This is a genomic window from Rhodothermales bacterium, from assembly GCA_041391505.1.
Lineage (GTDB): Bacteria > Bacteroidota > Rhodothermia > Rhodothermales > JAHQVL01 > JAWKNW01.
This window is the reverse complement of the sequence record JAWKNW010000014.1, coordinates 111,069-127,454: the sequence shown is the minus strand read 5'-3', so window position 1 is coordinate 127,454 and position 16,386 is coordinate 111,069. Positions and strand designations below refer to the sequence as shown.

The 16,386-nt window shown below is 64.6% G+C and carries 16 protein-coding genes; 9 read left to right on the top strand and 7 right to left on the bottom strand.

Going from position 1 to position 16,386, the window contains the following annotated elements:
• Nucleotides 1-15: 15 nt before the first annotated feature.
• Nucleotides 16-759 carry an SDR family NAD(P)-dependent oxidoreductase gene (locus tag R2834_14505; protein MEZ4701545.1) on the bottom strand — a complete coding sequence of 248 codons (744 nt, stop codon included), beginning with the start codon at nucleotides 757-759 and terminating at the stop codon, nucleotides 16-18.
• A 362-nt stretch (nucleotides 760-1,121) separates the two neighbouring features.
• Here R2834_14505 and R2834_14500 point away from each other — a divergent pair, with 362 nt between their 5' ends.
• Nucleotides 1,122-2,051, top strand: coding sequence for a hypothetical protein (locus R2834_14500; protein ID MEZ4701544.1), 930 nt, complete (start codon nucleotides 1,122-1,124; stop codon nucleotides 2,049-2,051).
• Nucleotides 2,052-2,114: 63 nt separating this feature from the next.
• Nucleotides 2,115-3,494, top strand: coding sequence for a mandelate racemase/muconate lactonizing enzyme family protein (locus tag R2834_14495; protein MEZ4701543.1), 1,380 nt, complete (start codon nucleotides 2,115-2,117; stop codon nucleotides 3,492-3,494).
• A 6-nt stretch (nucleotides 3,495-3,500) separates the two neighbouring features.
• On the opposite strand, the gene R2834_14490 is transcribed toward R2834_14495, so the two are convergent.
• Together R2834_14490 and R2834_14485 are read right to left on the bottom strand one after the other, a co-directional pair.
• On the bottom strand, nucleotides 3,501-3,710 hold the full coding sequence (locus R2834_14490; GenBank protein MEZ4701542.1) for a cold shock domain-containing protein: 210 nt from the start codon (nucleotides 3,708-3,710) through the stop codon (nucleotides 3,501-3,503).
• 203 nt (nucleotides 3,711-3,913) lie between these two features.
• A complete protein-coding gene (locus R2834_14485; GenBank protein MEZ4701541.1) occupies nucleotides 3,914-4,762 on the bottom strand; it encodes a hypothetical protein in 849 nt (282 codons plus the stop codon).
• Nucleotide 4,763: 1 nt separating this feature from the next.
• On the opposite strand from R2834_14485, the gene R2834_14480 reads away from it, so the two are divergent.
• The 6 genes from R2834_14480 to R2834_14455 all read left to right on the top strand — a co-directional run bounded on the left by R2834_14480 (nucleotide 4,764) and on the right by R2834_14455 (nucleotide 8,624).
• A complete protein-coding gene (locus R2834_14480; GenBank protein MEZ4701540.1) occupies nucleotides 4,764-5,243 on the top strand; it encodes an AGE family epimerase/isomerase in 480 nt (159 codons plus the stop codon).
• Nucleotides 5,244-5,299: 56 nt separating this feature from the next.
• A complete protein-coding gene (locus tag R2834_14475; GenBank protein MEZ4701539.1) occupies nucleotides 5,300-5,710 on the top strand; it encodes a hypothetical protein in 411 nt (136 codons plus the stop codon).
• A complete protein-coding gene (locus tag R2834_14470; protein MEZ4701538.1) occupies nucleotides 5,710-6,075 on the top strand; it encodes a methyltransferase domain-containing protein in 366 nt (121 codons plus the stop codon). The genes R2834_14475 and R2834_14470 overlap by 1 nt, the downstream gene beginning before the upstream one ends.
• A complete protein-coding gene (locus R2834_14465; GenBank protein MEZ4701537.1) occupies nucleotides 6,072-6,332 on the top strand; it encodes a hypothetical protein in 261 nt (86 codons plus the stop codon). The genes R2834_14470 and R2834_14465 overlap by 4 nt, the downstream gene beginning before the upstream one ends.
• Before the next feature lie 64 nt (nucleotides 6,333-6,396).
• Nucleotides 6,397-7,065: a P-loop NTPase fold protein gene (locus R2834_14460; protein ID MEZ4701536.1), complete on the top strand. Its 669-nt coding sequence runs from the start codon at nucleotides 6,397-6,399 to the stop codon at nucleotides 7,063-7,065.
• Nucleotides 6,951-8,624 (top strand): SUMF1/EgtB/PvdO family nonheme iron enzyme, encoded by a 1,674-nt coding sequence (locus tag R2834_14455; protein MEZ4701535.1) that lies wholly within the window; start codon nucleotides 6,951-6,953, stop codon nucleotides 8,622-8,624. Before R2834_14460 ends, R2834_14455 begins: the two co-directional genes overlap by 115 nt.
• Before the next feature lie 61 nt (nucleotides 8,625-8,685).
• On the opposite strand, the gene R2834_14450 is transcribed toward R2834_14455, so the two are convergent.
• Both R2834_14450 and R2834_14445 read right to left on the bottom strand, forming a co-directional pair.
• Nucleotides 8,686-9,711 (bottom strand): hypothetical protein, encoded by a 1,026-nt coding sequence (locus R2834_14450; GenBank protein ID MEZ4701534.1) that lies wholly within the window; start codon nucleotides 9,709-9,711, stop codon nucleotides 8,686-8,688.
• A gap of 209 nt (nucleotides 9,712-9,920) precedes the next feature.
• Nucleotides 9,921-11,549: a methyl-accepting chemotaxis protein gene (locus R2834_14445; GenBank protein MEZ4701533.1), complete on the bottom strand. Its 1,629-nt coding sequence runs from the start codon at nucleotides 11,547-11,549 to the stop codon at nucleotides 9,921-9,923.
• 655 nt (nucleotides 11,550-12,204) lie between these two features.
• Here R2834_14445 and R2834_14440 point away from each other — a divergent pair.
• On the top strand, nucleotides 12,205-13,533 hold the full coding sequence (locus R2834_14440) for a Gfo/Idh/MocA family oxidoreductase (GenBank protein MEZ4701532.1): 1,329 nt from the start codon (nucleotides 12,205-12,207) through the stop codon (nucleotides 13,531-13,533).
• A 341-nt stretch (nucleotides 13,534-13,874) separates the two neighbouring features.
• Here the strand turns inward: R2834_14440 and R2834_14435 are convergent, their stop codons facing one another.
• Nucleotides 13,875-14,966, bottom strand: coding sequence for a Gfo/Idh/MocA family oxidoreductase (locus tag R2834_14435; GenBank protein MEZ4701531.1), 1,092 nt, complete (start codon nucleotides 14,964-14,966; stop codon nucleotides 13,875-13,877).
• 75 nt (nucleotides 14,967-15,041) lie between these two features.
• On the bottom strand, nucleotides 15,042-16,346 hold the full coding sequence (locus R2834_14430) for a Y-family DNA polymerase (protein MEZ4701530.1): 1,305 nt from the start codon (nucleotides 16,344-16,346) through the stop codon (nucleotides 15,042-15,044).
• Nucleotides 16,347-16,386: the final 40 nt, after the last annotated feature.

The window sequence follows — 16,386 nt, the reverse complement described above, 5'->3', positions numbered from 1 at the left end:
CCCGCCGGCGATGCGTCAGGCGCGGTCCGTGGGAAAGCGGACCCCCGTGCGTTGCGCGCAGGCGTCGAGCAATGCGTCCTGCAAGGCTTCGTCCTCCGCCCGGGGATGATGACGGGCTTCCTGCCTGTGATGGAAATACCGGCCGCTCACCCGGGCCGCTTCCTCGGCGCTCACCGCGAGCCATGCCTGCGTCTCGAACCCTTGTTGGAGATCGTCCGGCGCGCCGGGACCTCCCATCCGGGTCGGCACCCAGCCCGGGTCGACCGCATTGGCGTACACGTCCGGCCACGCGCGGGCGACGGCTTTCGCCAGCATCACCATGTGCAGCTTGGAATCGGCATACCGCACGCCCCCCTTCCCCGCGGCCACGCGCGCGAGCGCCGGGTCGCCGTGGCGATGCAAACCGGAGCTGAGATAGATCAGCCGGCCCGGTTTTTCCATCAGACAGGTCAGGACATAGGGCGCCAGCGTGTTCACGGCGAGAATGTCCGTTTCTGACGCCTGGTACACGCCCGCATTGTGGATGACGGCATCGAAGCGCCCCGTCGCGTTCGCGGCGTAGGCCAGGTGCTTCGCCGCTTCCATGCTGCCCAGATCGCCGATCAGCACCTGATCGGCGTCCGGCACGCCCTCGTGAGCCGCCCGAGCCCGTTGTTCGTTGCGTGCGTGCAGCACAACCCGATGCCCCAGATCCACCAGCCGACGGGCGGCAAGCAGCCCGAGACCGTCCGAAGAACCCGTTATGAAAATCCGCGCCATATGATGGAATGTTGAATTGTTTCAGGTTTTAGATTGCACGTTCCAGGTTCGCCGGGCTATCCAGCCGCATCAACCTGAAACATGCAACCTGAAACCCATGCATGCAAATCCGAGGGGATTTGTATCGGGGCCATCGCATTCTCGCCTTGGCCGTGAGAAGCGTATGGGAATTTGGGTACATGGGGGCATTTTTACCGGAGAATCTCCCATACCCCCATACTCCCATACCGGGAGATGCTCACGTTTGACGAGCATGCGATGGCCCTGGGATTTGTATGCACCGACCCAGTGGCATCTGTACGCGGAAAGCCGCACATTACGGAGCATACCCACCCGACCTCCCACACAACCTCCAGATCCCCATGCGTCGACATCTGGTGTGGCGGGCGCTTGCCCTCCTGCTTTTCGTGCTGCCTTCTTCCTCCCAGGGGCAGGCCCTCACCCGCGAGCAACTGCTGTTCTACACGGCCGAGTGGCAGGGCGAACGTTATCCCGACGGCCGTCCCCGCGTGCCGGACGACATCCTCCAGCGCATGAAGGTCGTGTCCACCGAACAGGCCTGGGGCGTACTGCGCGGCGCCGGCTACCACAACCAGTTCGAAGGCGGCTGGAAGATCATCTACCCGGACCAGCCGATCATCGGGCGGGCACTGACCGCCTTCTATGTGCCGGCGCGCCCCGAGCTCCAGAAGCGGATGACCGACCGCGGGCACGAGGAGGGACGCATCGGCGCGATGAACTCCTGGCCCATCGACATGCTCGAACCCGGCGACGTATATGTGGCCGACGCCTTCGGCAAGGTGGCCGACGGCACCCTCATCGGCGATAACCTCGGCAACGCGATCTATGCCCGATCCGGCAACGGCGTCGTGTTCGACGGCTCCGCGCGCGACCTCGAGGGGCTCCGCGAAATCGACGGGTTCAACGCGTTCGTGCGGGACTGGCACCCTTCCTACATCCAGGAGATGATGCTGCTCGGCGTCAACGTCCCGGTCCGGATCGGCGTCGCCACGGTGCTCCCCGGCGATGTCGTGCTCGCGCGTGAGGAAGGCGTCGTTTTCATCCCGCCCCATCTGGCGCAGAAGGTCGTCGAAACCGCCGAGATCGTGATCCTGCGCGACCAGTTCGGCCACCTGCGGCTGCGCGAGGGCGTCTATACGCCCGGCCAGATCGACACGCGGTGGACGGACGAGATCGAGACCGACTTTTCCCGATGGCTCGAGGCCAACAAAGCCTCGCTGCCCGTCCCGCAATCCCGCGTCGAGGAACTGCTGAAGACGCGCACCTGGTGATGCTCCGCGGGATGCCGCCCGTGCCTCGCCCTTTCACCCAACCTTGACCATCCGTGCAACCCTATGGAACGCGAACAGCCCACGCCGGCGTCCTCCCGCCGTAATTTCCTCAAGAAAAGCGCCCTCGGCGGCCTCAGCCTGGGCGCCCTCATGCACGCCGGCTCCGACGAGCAACTCGCCTACGCGACGCAGAACGTGAGCCGGTTCTCCGGCCCGTCGGACCTCAAGATCACCGACCTCCGCATCGCCGAAATCAAGGATGCGCCGATGCGGGTGCCCATCATCCGGATCGACACGAACCAGGGCATTTCGGGCTATGGCGAGGTGCGCGACGGCGGCAGCAAGCGATACGCCCTGTTCCTGAAAAGCCGGCTCCTCGGCGAAAACCCCTGCAACGTCGAGCGCGTGTTCAAGAAGATCAAGCAGTTCGGCCACCACGGCCGGCAGGGCGGCGGAGTGTCGGGCGTGGAGATGGCGCTGTGGGACCTCGCCGGCAAGGCGTACGGCGTGCCGGTCTACCAGCTCATCGGCGGCAAATACCGGGACAAGGTGCGGCTCTACACCGATACGACGCAGTCGAGGGATCCCCAGGAATTCGCGCGCCGCCTGAAGGCCCGCATCGACGACGGAGGGTTCACGTTTCTGAAGATGGATCTCGGGATCGGACTGATCCGGGACGTACCGGGGGCGCTGATCACGCCGCTGGATTTCAACTGGCAGGAATACAACCAGCAGATGCACCCGTTCACCCGGGTGCAGATCACGGACAAGGGAATTGCGCTGATGGCCGACTACGTGGCCGCCGTGCGCGAAACGATCGGGTACCAGGTGCCGCTGGCCGCCGACCACTTCGGGCACATCGGCGTCAACGAATGCATCCGCCTCGCGAACGCCCTCGAACCGTACAACATGGCCTGGTTAGAGGACCTCGTGCCGTGGCAGCTCACGGAGATGTGGCAGGAAATCACGCGCGCAGTAAATGTCCCCACCCTTACGGGTGAGGACATTTTCCTGAAGGAGGCCTTTATCAATCTGATCGATGCACGCGCCGTGGACATGGTTCAACCGGATCTCGCCTCAGCAGGCGGCATCCTGGAAACAAAGAAGATTGGCGACTATGCGGAAGAACATGGCGTGGCCATGGCTATGCACTTCGCCGGCTCCCCCATCTCCTTTATGGCAAACGTTCACTGCGCTGCCGCAACCCAAAACTTCGTGGCACTGGAGCATCACTCGGTGGAGGTGCCCTGGTGGGAAGACCTGGTTACAGGCATCGACAAACCGCTGAACAAAGAGGGCTTTGTCACGGTGCCCGAACAGCCCGGGCTCGGTATCGAACTCAATCCAGAGGTGATAAAAGAACACCTGGTCGAAGGAGAGGCGTATTTTGCACCTACACCGGAATGGAACGAGGATCGATCCTGGGATCGGCTCTGGAGCTAGGCTGCCTCAGTCCGTCAACTTGACGTCGACAGCCTGCAACCCTTTCTGGGTTTCCTGAACGTTGAATTCGACGGGCTGGCCTTCTTCGAGCGCATCGCCGAAGGACATCCCCTTCACCGCTGAAAGGTGCACGAAAAGATCGCGCCCGCCTTCATCGGGAATGATGAATCCGTACCCTTTTTCAGGATTGAACCATTTGACTTTTCCGGTTGGCATAGGTGTATTACGTAATAAATGAGCGGCCAAAAAACGCTGTCTTCGTGCCGACCGTCCGTCCAGTGCCCGCGACGCGAGGGGGCCGGACCGATGGCCTGAATGCGTGTCTCTGACCAAGGTATTCTTACAGCGGCATGTTACATGCCGTATGCGATGATAAACATTTGGGGAAAAAAATGCGCATGGCCGCAAAATTTTTCTTTTCAGGAGTGCTTTTTTACGCTGTTTTGGGCGTTCTCGCCTGTTCCTCCCCGCCTCAGCACGCGCATTCGGCGCTCCGGGAAGAGCTGGAAATCGCCCTGAAATCCCGCCTTCTCGACGCCTGGTATCCGCGCGTAATCGACGAAACCGAGGGGGGATACCTGACGGATTTCACGTACGACTGGCGCCTCGAAGGCGCCCAGCGCAAGATGATTGTCACCCAGGCGCGGCACGTCTGGACCCTCGCGAAGGCCGCCGAGCGCTACCCGGACGCCGGCTACCTCGCGATGGCCGGGCACGGCGCCCGCTTCCTGCGCGACGTCATGTGGGACGCCCGGTACGGCGGCTTCTACCAGCTCGTCACCCGCGAAGGCGAGGTCCTCGCCGACGGCGCCGATCGCTTCAAGACGGCCTACGGCAACGCCTTCGCCATCTACGGGCTGGCGGCCTACGCCGGCGCCTCCGGCGACACCGCCGCCCTGCATCTCGCGCAGCGGGGATTCGAATGGCTCGAAACCCACAGCCACGACCCGCTCGCCGGCGGCTACTTCCAGTTCCTCGAACGCGACGGCACCGCCCTGGTCGACGGCTACGACGGCACGCCCCCCAAAGACCAGAACAGCTCCATCCACCTCATGGAAGCGTTCACCGAGCTGTACCGCGTCTGGCCCGACGAGCGCGTGCGCGAACGCCTCGACGAAATGCTCGTCCTCATCCGCGACACGATGACGGACCCGAAAGGGTATCTGCACCTGTTTTTCTCGCGCGACTGGCAGCCGCTCTCCTTCCGGGATTCCTCCGACGCCGTCCGCGAAGCCCATTACAACCTGGACAACGTCTCCTTCGGGCACGATGTCGAGACCGCCTTCCTCCTGCTCGACGCCGCCGAGGCCCTCGGCTGTCCCGACCGACGCCACCCTGGCCGCCGGCCGCCTGATGGTCGAACACGCCCTCAGGTACGGATGGGACGAGGCGACCGGCGGATTCTACGATATGGGCTACTATATGAAGGGCGACGATCGTCCCACGATCGTGCGGCGCACCAAGACCTGGTGGGCGCAGGCCGAGGCGCTGACGACGTTTGCCGTGATGGCCCAGCACGTGCCGGCGGAGCGCGCGCGCTTCCTGGATCTGTTCGATCGGCAATGGTCCTTCGTGCAGGACTACCTCATCGACACGGAATACGGCGGCTGGTACGACTCCAGCCTCGACGCCGCGCCGGACCGGAAGACGGGCGCCAAATCCCAGATCTGGAAAGGCCCCTATCATACCGCGCGCTCGCTCATGCAGAGCATCGACCGCCTGGAAGACCTCGGTGTTTTCTCCGATTGATGATCCGAACACCCGTCGCTACCTTGTCGCTCGTCACCACCCAGCTCACCACACCCATGCCCACACGCCAGAACAGTCCCGTGCCCTGGATCGGATGGTTCGTCCTCGCCATCACCCTCATCAACGGCGGTCTCATGCTCGTCGAGGGCATCTACGGCCTGTCCAACGGCCGGCACCTGCTGCTCGGCGCGTGGTCGGACTGGGTTACGGCCGCCGGCCTCGACCCGAACGGCTCGACGGTCAACTTCGTCTTCATCGCCTACGGAGCTCTGCTCATCTGGCTCACGTTCGCCTTTCTCCGCCGCTTCGGCTGGGGGCGGGTCGCCTTCACGATCGCGCTCCTCGCCGGCCTGTGGTATGCGCCAATCGGGACGACGCTGAACGTCATCGCCCTCGTCATGGTGTACCTCACCCCGCTCCGCGACTGGTATGCCGGGAAAGAGCCCGTTCACAGCACGCCCGTCTGATGCCCACTGAATCGAACGCGTCCCGGCTGCTCCGGCAGTTCGGACAGATCGACATCTATCTGTTCGATCAGATCCTGCGCGGACGGTTCGACGCCCGCCGGCGCCTCCTCGACGCCGGCTGCGGCCGCGGACGCAATCTCGTCTATTTCATGCAGGAGGGCTTCGACGTTTACGGCGTCGACCAGCAGGACGGCGCCATCGCGTCGATCCGCCGGCTCGCCGCCCAGCACGGCGTCGCGGACCCGGATCGCCGTTTCGAGACCGCCGATCTCGCGGCCCTCCTTACCCGGACGACCACTTCGACGCCGTCGTCTGCAGCGCCGTCCTGCATTTCGCCCGGGATGAGGCGCACTTCGAGGCCATGACGGCCGACATGGCGCGCGTGCTCCGGCCCGGCGGCCTCTTTTTCGCCCGGCTCGCCTCGACCATCGGCGTCGAGCATCTCGTCATCCCCCAGCACGACCGCTGGCACCGCCTGCCCGACGGCTCCGACCGGTTCCTGGTCGACGAGGCGCTGCTCATGGACGCCACCCGCCGCCTCGGCGGCGCCCTGCTCGATCCCCTCAAGACGACCGTCGTGCAGGGCATGCGCGCGATGACGACCTGGATCTTCCAGATTTAGCGCCAGCGGCGCATCCGCCGGCCGCCGGCGCGTCGTATCTTCGGCTGCATAAACAGTGCAGCCCATGTCCCAACGCCCGACGATCATCAGCGATCGCTACACCGATGTCGATCGCCTCAACGTTTCCGATTACGTCCGCGCCCTCGCCGAGGTCGTCGCCGATCCCGACTCCGACACGCCGCTGACCATCGGCGTCTTCGGTCCCTGGGGATCGGGCAAGACGTCGATGATGCGCATGATGCAGCGCGCCCTCGAGACCGGCCCCGTGGCCGAGCAATTTCCGAACGCGAGCGACTACGCCGTCGTCTGGTTCGATGCCTGGAAATACGAGCGGGAAGACGCGTTGTGGCGTGCGCTGGTGCTGCGGGTGCTTCACACCATCCGGCACCTGCCGCATGTCAGCGAGACGACCTTTCAAAAGCAGTTCGACGACCTGGAACGGAGCCTGTACCGCGTCGTCGAGCGGGAGGAACTCGGCAAGCTGGAAATCCAGTGGGGCGAGGTGGCCAGGGGCGCCGGCAGGGGCTCGTTCATCTCGGCCTCAACATGCTCCCGGGGATCGGCCCGCTGCTGCCGAAACTGCTCGAAAAAGCACAGGATCAACTCGCCGGCGACGACATGGAGCAGCTGTTCGAGGGCGTTCGGCGCGCCCGCCAGACCGTGCACCGCGAACACATCCAGTCGCTCGAACAATTCCAGGACGAATTCGAGCAGCTCATCCGCAAGGTCCTGACCTGGCACGGACGCCGGCTCGTCGTGTTCATCGACGACCTCGACCGGTGTTTGCCCGAAAAGGCGATCGAGGTGCTTGAGGCGATCAAGCTGTTCATGGATGTGGAGGGCTGCATCTTCGTGCTCGGGCTGGACCGCGACGTGATCGCGCGCGGCATCGAGATGAAATACCGGGAGCGCGGCGCCGACGACCGGCAGTTCGCGATCGACGGGGCCAGCTATCTGGAGAAGATCATCCAGGTGCCGTTCCGCATCCCGCCCATCGAACCCGGGGTGATGGGAAGCTTCGTCCGCAACATGATGCCGGAGCCCCTGTCCGCCTGCGGCGACATCTTCGCCGCCGGCATGGGCGAAAGCCCGCGCCAGGTCAAGCGCACCGTCAATACCTTCCTGCTGCTCTGGAAGCTGGCCTCACGGGCCGGGCTGGGCGCCGTGCGTCTGGCCAAGATCGTTGCCATCCAGCAGATCGAGCCCGAATTGTACGAACAGCTCCGTCGCATGCCCCACCTCATGCGCGATCTGGAGGCCTACTACCGTCACCTCGAACACCCTGAGGACATCCCGAGCGCGTCGCGCCAGCTGAAGGACGAGGCTCGCTACGAGGAACTGGCGCCGGCGCTGAAACCCTTCGCCCGCAACGCCACGATACGGCGCATCCTGCTCGCGCACAGCGCCGACGCTGCCCATCAGTTCAACGCGCTGCCGGCTGACGAACTCACGCGCTATTTCACCCTCACGCAGCGCACGGAGATGCCCGAACCAGAGGCGCCTGCGCGCGAACGCCGGCAGGCCCCGCTCGCCCGGCCCATCGAACCCCAGATCGTCGCCATCCCGGCCGGCTCGTTCCCGATGGGGACGTCCGAAGGCCAGGCGACGGCGCTGCGCCGCATCGGCCTGCCGTCCGAGGCGCTGAAAATGGAGATGCCGCGCCATCAGGTCGCGCTCAGCGCCTTCGGCATCGGCAAGTACCCGGTGACGAACGCGGAATATCTCCCGTTCATCAACGACACAGGGCATCGCCAGCCCGACCACTGGCAAACGATCGCCATCGAGGGCAAGGAATCGCACCCCGTCGTCAACGTGAGTTGGGACGACGCGATGGCCTTCTGCGCGTGGCTGTCGCGCCACACCGGGAAACGGTACGCGCTGCCGAGCGAGGCACAGTGGGAATACGCGTGCCGCGCCGGCTCGGATACCATCTATCCGTTTGGGGATGCCCCCGCCGGCCTCGACGCCCATGCCTGGTATGAAGCCAACAGCCGCGGCGACACCCATCCCGTCGGCGCCCGACAGCCCAACGCGTGGAACGTGTACGACCTCCTCGGCAATGTGTGGGAGTGGTGCGCCGACGCGTTTGCGGCCGACGCCTATACCCAGCGCGCCCCGCGGGGCGTCGCAGATCCCGCGGTCGCGGAGGGCTTGTACCGCACCCTCCGGGGCGGATCCTACCTCAATGCCCCCCAGGATGTCCGCTGCGCCGCGCGCGGTAGCGATTACCCCTTCGTGCGTACGGACCGGATCGGCTTCCGCGTCGTGCTCCTGCCGGACGCCGCCTCGTGATCACCGGGCGGCAGATCTCCGATCGAGCATCCTGCATCCCGTATCCAACGCCCTCCCGAAATCACTCGAAGTGCGCGTTGACGAAGGGCAGCCAGCGGAGCCCTTTCCGGTTGTTGCCGGCGAAGTTCAGCACCCCGAGCTGGATGCCGTTGAGCGACCAGGCATAGTTCAGGATGCCGATGGACAACCCGTTCTGCCGGCCCTTCATGTGGTTGTAGGCGCTCACCGATACGCCGGTAAACGTGCCGCCGGCCTCCAGCCGCATATACGCCGGCGCGACGGCGATACCCACCATGTCCTCGCTCCCCGCGGCGATTCCCGATACCAGCAGACCGCGCACCGTCGGCGCGCCCACCCCGACGCCGCCGATGGCGATACCCCGCAGCGTCCCTCCGGCGCCCACGCCGATCCCGCCGATGGCGATGCCCGTGAGATCCTCCCCCGCCCCCACGCCGAGGCCACCGAAGAGGAAGCCGACCACATCATTGCCCGCGCCGGCGCCCAGTCCCCCTATGGCGATGCCCTTCAGGTCTTCTCCCGCGCCGATGCCCAGTCCGCCGATCAGCACGCCGATCGCGTCGCCGCCGCTACCGGCGCCCAGACCGCCCATGGCGATGCCGTGGAGATCCTCGCCGCTGCCCACGCCGAGGCCGCCCAGCATCACGCCGCGCACGCTGCCCCCGCTGCCGGCGCCGAGCCCGCCGATACCGATGCCTACCAGATCCTCACCGGCCCCGATGCCCAGCCCGCCGAGCATGATCCCCGAGACACGCTCTTCCGCCCCCACCCCCAGCACCCCGAACGAGATGCCGGAGAGACGCCGCCCTGTCATCGGCAGGCCCACGGCCACCCCGGAAACGACGCCCCGGGCCGGCGATTTGGGCGACCAGATCGTCACGTTGAGGCCATTGACCTCCTCGAGCCGGCGATCCTGAAAGTTGAAGCGGATGCCATTGATCCGGCGCGAGTCGCCGAAGCTGATTCCATTCCCTTTGACGGCCAGGTCGAGGCTCTGCCCCTGGGCCGAGCCAGCCAGCAGCATCAGCGCCGCGAAAACGATTCCCTTGCGGGTCCCCATGTACTTCATAACGAATTCCTACCAGATGCGAATGCTTCGTTGAGCAACGATATCAGGCTATTCGTGCGACGGGAGGAAAAAGATACAGCCGGCGACCGCACCCGCTCGATTCCCCCAAATCCTCACATCCCCGACCCACACGCCCCGGGGCAACAAAAAAAAGAGGCCCAGGCAATTGCCGGGGCCTCTTTACACGGGAGGCAAGCAGGGGGGCTAACTCAGGCGTGGGCGTGCACCTCCGCCGAAGCGGTCGTCGTGTGGCGGTCGCCGATATTGAACCGGCTCACGATGGTGCCGAGCTGATCGGTCAGCTCCTGAAGGTCGCGCTCGACTCGGCGTGCCGGCGACACCCTTCGCGGATTCCGACGACGCACGGCCATCGTTTCCACATTCTGCGCGATCACCGTACTGGTGGCCGACTGCTCTTCGGTCGCCGTGGCGATCTGGGTGATCATGTCGACCACCTTCTGCGTCTCGATCAGAATCTTCTCCAGGGCGCTGCTCGCCTGCTCGGCGTACTCGTTGCCCTGCGCCGCTTCCGTGCTGCCGCGCCGCATGGCATTGACCGCCTGCTGCGTTTCGGTCTGCACGGTCTTGATCATGCGGCTGATTTCCTGCGTCGAGTTCGACGTCCGTTCGGCGAGCTTGCGCACTTCATCGGCCACGACGGCGAAGCCCTTGCCGTGTTCGCCGGCGCGCGCGGCCTCGATCGCCGCGTTGAGCGCGAGCATGTTCGTCTGGTCGGCGATCTCGTCGATCACCGACACGATCTCGCCGATCTGCCGGCTCGAGTCTCCGAGGCGCTCGACCGTGGCAGCGGATTCGTTGACCATGTTGACGATCTTGCGGATGGCCTCCACCGTCTGGTGCACGACGTGTCCGCCTTCCTGGGCGACCTGGCCGTTGTTCTGCGCCATATCCGACGTCATCGACGTGTTGTTCGCGTTGTCCGCGATCGTCTGGGCCATCTCCTCGACGGCGGCCGAGACGTCCTCGGCCTGCATCGACTGCTGCTGGGCGCCGTGCGCCAGGTTCTCGGCCGTGGTCGAAATCTGATGCGAGGTATCCGTCAGCGTCTGGGCCACCTGGATGAGTTCGCGGATCAGCTTGCGCAGGTTGCTCGCCATCTGGGAGGTTTTGCGGCGGATGAGGCTGATCGTTTCGTTCTCCGCATGCGGATCCACTTCGACGGCGAAGTCGCCCTGGGACAGGCGGTCGATGATGCCGGCGAGCGCGCTCGCTTCTTCCTGCATCAACTGCTTGTCACGAATCGCATACTTCTCGTTGATGAAGACGGCGGCCACCGTACAGGCGACGCGCAGGAAGCTTTCGTCTTCCTCCGAGAACGGCTTGCCGTCCGTGCGTTCGGACAGATAGATGCTGCCCAGCGAGCGGCCCTTGTGCGTGATCGGGCCGGCGAGCAGCGACTTCATCGCCGGGTGTTCGCTCGGGAAGCCGGTTGAATTCGGATGCTTCGACATGTCGTCGAGGCGCAGAAACTTCTGTTCCTTCAGGATATAGCCCAGCAGGCCGCGCCCTTCCGGCTGACGGGTCATGCGGCGAAGCTGTTCTTCCGTAAAACCCATATGCAGAAAGTTCGTCAGCTCGCCGTTCAGGTTATACACCGTCACGGCGCCGTACTGCGCTTTCAGCTGTTCGCGAATGCCCTTGAGGAAGGTGCGCATGGCGTCGTCAACCGTCTCTTCCTGGCTGGTCTGCGCCAGGATACGGAGCATGACTTCGAGCACATGTCCCGTCCGCGTTTCGGCGTTAGGCGACACCGTAGCGGAGGCCGCCGGCGTCTCCGACGTAGAACGCGCGGTCACCACGACGGCAGCCAGCGTCAACAGTGCACCAACCAGCGTTCCCCCGACAAAAAGAGGTTGCGAAGGATCGAACCCCGAGGCAGCAAATCCGGTCAACCCGGCGAGAAGGGCGATCGTGCCGCAGCGTCCGAGAAGACGAGCATTCCATGAGCGAGTCATGATGTGAACAGGCTATTTGAAAAGAAAGACGTGTTCTTTCCATCATCGGCGCCCATTGCGCTTCGATAAGTAAGAACCCTGCACTTTTTCCTGCACGCCCGTGCTCGATGGCGAATCGATGGTGTGATGCGGGATGCCTGATGCCGGTTTTATCCCGAAAAACCGTGTTTTTGATGGGTGATCGTGCATCGCATGGTTCTGGATGGGCTAATCGGATCGCCAGGGTGCGCGAGGCCTGGCCGCAGCCCGGACACGCGAGGCGCCGGGAACGCGGGGTTTTCCCGGGACGCCGCCACCGCGCAAGGCGCCACCGCACCACTCATTCAAAAAGAGCGGACGGAGCGCTCAATCTTTGGAATTCAATTCGTAGTTTGTTCGCGGCCCGCCCTGGCGCGCACGAGGCTGTCGCGCGTCCGTCGTGCCGGAAATTACGGAGATCCAGCGCGGCCTCACGCCGAACCCGGGAGAGGCGCACCACGCTCCATTGTCCATGTATCAGAACCGAAAGAGGTCACCCATGTCGCAACCCGTCGATCGCCGCACATTTGTCAAGACCGCCGCAGCCGCCGGCCTCGGGCTGGGCCTGACCGGTCCCCTGCAGGGCCTGCGACGCCCCGCATCGCCGAACGCCAAACTCGTCGTCGCCGTCATGGGCGTGAACGGCCGGGGCGGCGCGCTGGCCAATTCGTTCGCGCTGACGCCGGGGGCTGAAGTCGGTTTTATCTGCGATGTCGACGAGCGCGCGATCGCGAAGGCGGTCAAGGATGTGCGTGAGCGCCAGGACCGCGAGCCGAAGGGCGTAAAGGATTTCCGGACCCTGCTGGACGGCAACGACATCGACGCCCTCGTCATCGCGGCGCCGGACCACTGGCACACGCCGGCGGCGCTGATGGCCCTGCAGGCCGGAAAAAACGTCTACGTCGAAAAACCGTGCGGCCAGAACCCGCGCGAAGGCGAACTCCTGATCGCCGCCCAGAAGAAATACGGCAAGGTCGTCCAGATGGGCACCCAGCAGCGGTCGGCGCCGGAGTCGATCGAAGTGATCCAGGCGATCCGCGAGGGGCTGATCGGCGAGGCTCGCTACGCCAAATGCTGGTACGCCAACACCCGCGGCTCCATCGGCAAGGGCAAGATCGCCGAAGTGCCCTCCTGGCTCGACTACGAGCTATGGCAGGGTCCGGCACCGCGCCGGCCTTACCAGGACAATCTCATCCACTACAACTGGCACTGGTTCTGGCACTGGGGAACGGGTGAAGCGCTGAACAACGGGACGCATGAAGTCGATGTCTGCCGCTGGGCGCTTGGCGTCGATTACCCGACCCGCGTCACCTCCTCCGGCGGCCGCTACCACTTCAACGACGACTGGGAGTTCTACGACACGCAGGTGATGTCCTTCGACTTCGCCGGCGGCAAATCCATCACCTGGGAAGGCCGCAGCTGCAACGGGATGCCGTTCTACGACCGCGGCCGCGGATCGACGATCCACGGCACGGAAGGCACCGTCCTGCTGGACCGTGAAGGCTACATCGTCTACGACCTGGCCGGCAAGGAGATCAAGCGCCGCATGCGCAAGGAAACCACCAACGCCCTCAATACCGTAGGCGCCGACGGCCTCACCGACATCCACATCAGGAACTTCGTGGACGGGGTCACCGACGGCAAGATGCTCAACACCCCCATCGAAACCGGCCACAAGAGCGTCCTGCTCTGCCACCTGGGCAATGTCGCCCAGTACACAGGCATGACCCTGGAATGCGACCCGACCAACGGCCACGTCAAAAACGACACGATCATGAAGCAGATGTGGGGCCGCGAGTACGAACCAGGCTGGGAACCGACCGTGTGAGCGGTCACTGGTCACTGGTCACTGGTCACTGGTCACTGGTCACTGGTCACTGGTCACTGGTCACTGGTCACTGGTCACTGGTCACTGGTCACTGGTCACTGGTCGAACGCGTCGCTCCAGGCAGGTTCCCCATGCACAGTGCCCGATGACCAATGTCCAATGACCGCGCCCAACGGGCGCTCATGACACGACCTCCGGTCGTTCATGCCCAATGACCGCGCCCAACGGGCGCCATGACCAATGACCGCGCCCAAAGGGCGCCATGACCAATGACCGCGCCCAAAGGGCGCCATGACCAATGACCGCGCCCAAAGGGCGCCACAACCGCGCCCAACGGGCGCTCATCCCAGCTTAATCCTCGTCCCGCCGGCGGCAATCGATCGGTAGATGGCCTCGACGATGCGCATGTCCCGCATCCCTTCTTCGCCGGGGACGCGCATGGGCTTCTTGTTGACGATACAGTCCGCCACCTCGTCCATCTGCGTTGCCTGCTGGTTGCGCTGCGGGTAGTTGAGCGGCCCCTCGTGCGTCGAGCCCTTGATGCCTCCATAGGCCTGGAACGGATCCAGCTTGAGCCATCCCCGCTCGTAGCGCACTTCGAGGTGATTCATGCTGTTTGCGAAGCTGGTATGGGCGTTGGCGACGGCGCCGCTCGGGAATTGCAGCTGGAACGCGGTGATTTCGTCCACGTCCTTGAAGATCTGCGGACGCGTGGTGAACGTCTGGGCGGATACCGAGACGGGCTCCTCGCCGGCGGCGTAGCGGCACGCCTGCAGCGAATACACGCCCATGTCCATCATGGCGCCGCCCCCCATCGCCTTCTTCACCTTCCAGTTGTCCGGCCGCCCCTCGCGATAGCCCGAGCCGGCGGTCACGAACTGCACGGCGCCGTGCGTTTTCTCCCGGGCATTGCGCATCACGTGCTGGGTCGTGGGTTCGTACTGCATCCGGTACCCGATCGAAAGCGTCACGCCGGCCCGGTCGCACGCCTCGATCATCGTGGCGCATTCGGCTTCCGTGATGGCCATCGGTTTTTCGCAGATGACATGTTTGCCGGCGCGAGCCGCCCGCACGACATACTCCCTGTGCATGACATTCGGCAGCACCACATAGATGATGTCGATGTCGGGATTGTCCGCGATCTTGTCGAAGGTCTCGTACGAGTAGATATTCCGCTGCGGGATCGCGTATTTCTCCTGCCAGGCTTTCGCCTTGGCCGGCGTCCCCGTCACGATGCCGGCGAGATGGACGTTCGTCGTCTCCTGCAGCGCGGGCGCCAGCAAATCGGTGCTATAGTAGCCGAGCCCGACCAGCGCGATGCCGAGCGAGTCGGCCGAGCGGGTGCGTTCGATGGGGCGCAAAGCCGGAAGGCCGGCCACGGCCGCGCCGGCGGCGGCCGTCTTGAGAAAATCACGGCGGGAATAGTGAGGCATGGTCGGATAACAGGGATGCTGGGGGGTGAATCGGAATAGTCGTATGATCACTTCTGACCGATTCGGTTCCGCGCCCTACCGCACCGCCATCAAATCATCCCACCGCGTGGTATAGTGCGGCGAAAGGAAGTCCTGCCGCATGTCCCACGGCTTTTCGATGCCCTCGGCGGCGAGGAAGAGCGTCCCCCGGCCATACCGCTGGTTCAGCGCATCCATGGCCTGCATGAGCGCGGTGTCGTTCCGCGTGCAGCGCGGCGCAAAGAGATCCTGCTGGAGGGCGCCGCCGGCCGTCAGGCCGAACAGACAGATGCCCGCCTTCCGGTAGGGATAGCCCGGTTTGTAGATGCGGGCGAGCGCGGCGTGGGCCTGCTGCACGAACGTGGGCGTATAATCCGTGGGCGCCGGCAGGGTCACGGTGGTGCTGTTGGTGTAGGATGGGCCGGCGCCGTGCCGCTTCGTCGTGATATACACCTGCATCATCGACGCCGCGAGCCGCTCGCGCCGCAGCTTCTCGGCCGCGCGGGAGGCGAAGAGGGCGACGGCTTCCTGAAGCTCCCCGATCTCGCTCACCGGCCGCTTGAACGACCGCGTGCACATCTTGCTGCGCTGGCGGGCGGGTTGATCTTCCATCCGGATGCAGGGCCGGCCACGCAGTTCGTGCGCGGTCCGCAACCCCACCACCGAGAGGTGCTTGCGCACCCAGGCATCCGGCTGGTCGCGCAGCGCCAGCGCGTTCGCGATGCGTTCCTTCCGGAGCAGACGCGTCCACCGCCGGCCGATGCCCCACACGCCCTCGATGGGCGTCTCCGCGAGGATCGCATCGAGCTGGGATCCCGTCGGAAGCTCGTAGGATCCCCCCGCCGGCCCGCCCTTCGCGCGTCGGTTTGCGATTTTCGCCAGCGTCCGCGTGGGCCCCACGCCGATCGAGACGGGGATTCCGGTATGCTGCCACACCGCCTCGCGCACTTCCGCGGCGTCCGCCCCGTCGGGAAGCTCGAGAAAGGCTTCGTCGATCGAATACACATCGATCTCGGGCGTGTACGCGCCCAGCACGCTCATCACCCGGGCCGACATATCGCCGTAGAGCGCGTAGTTCGACGAAAAAACCGCCACGCCGGCCTTTTCCAGCTCTTTCCGGATCTGGAAATACGGCGCACCCATCGCGATCCCCAGCGCCTTGGCCTCGGACGAACGCGAGATGACGCACCCGTCGTTGTTGGACAATACGACAACCGGCCGGCCGTTCAGCTCCGGCCGAAAAACCCGCTCACAGGAGACGTAGAAATTGTTGCAATCGACGAGCGCGTACCGCACCGTATCCCCGGTTGAAAAAGAGATGTTGCTGTCTTCCTCAAATCCTCCTCCAATGCCGAGTCTCACGCGATCGTCCGGCATCCATCACACATACCTCGCACACATC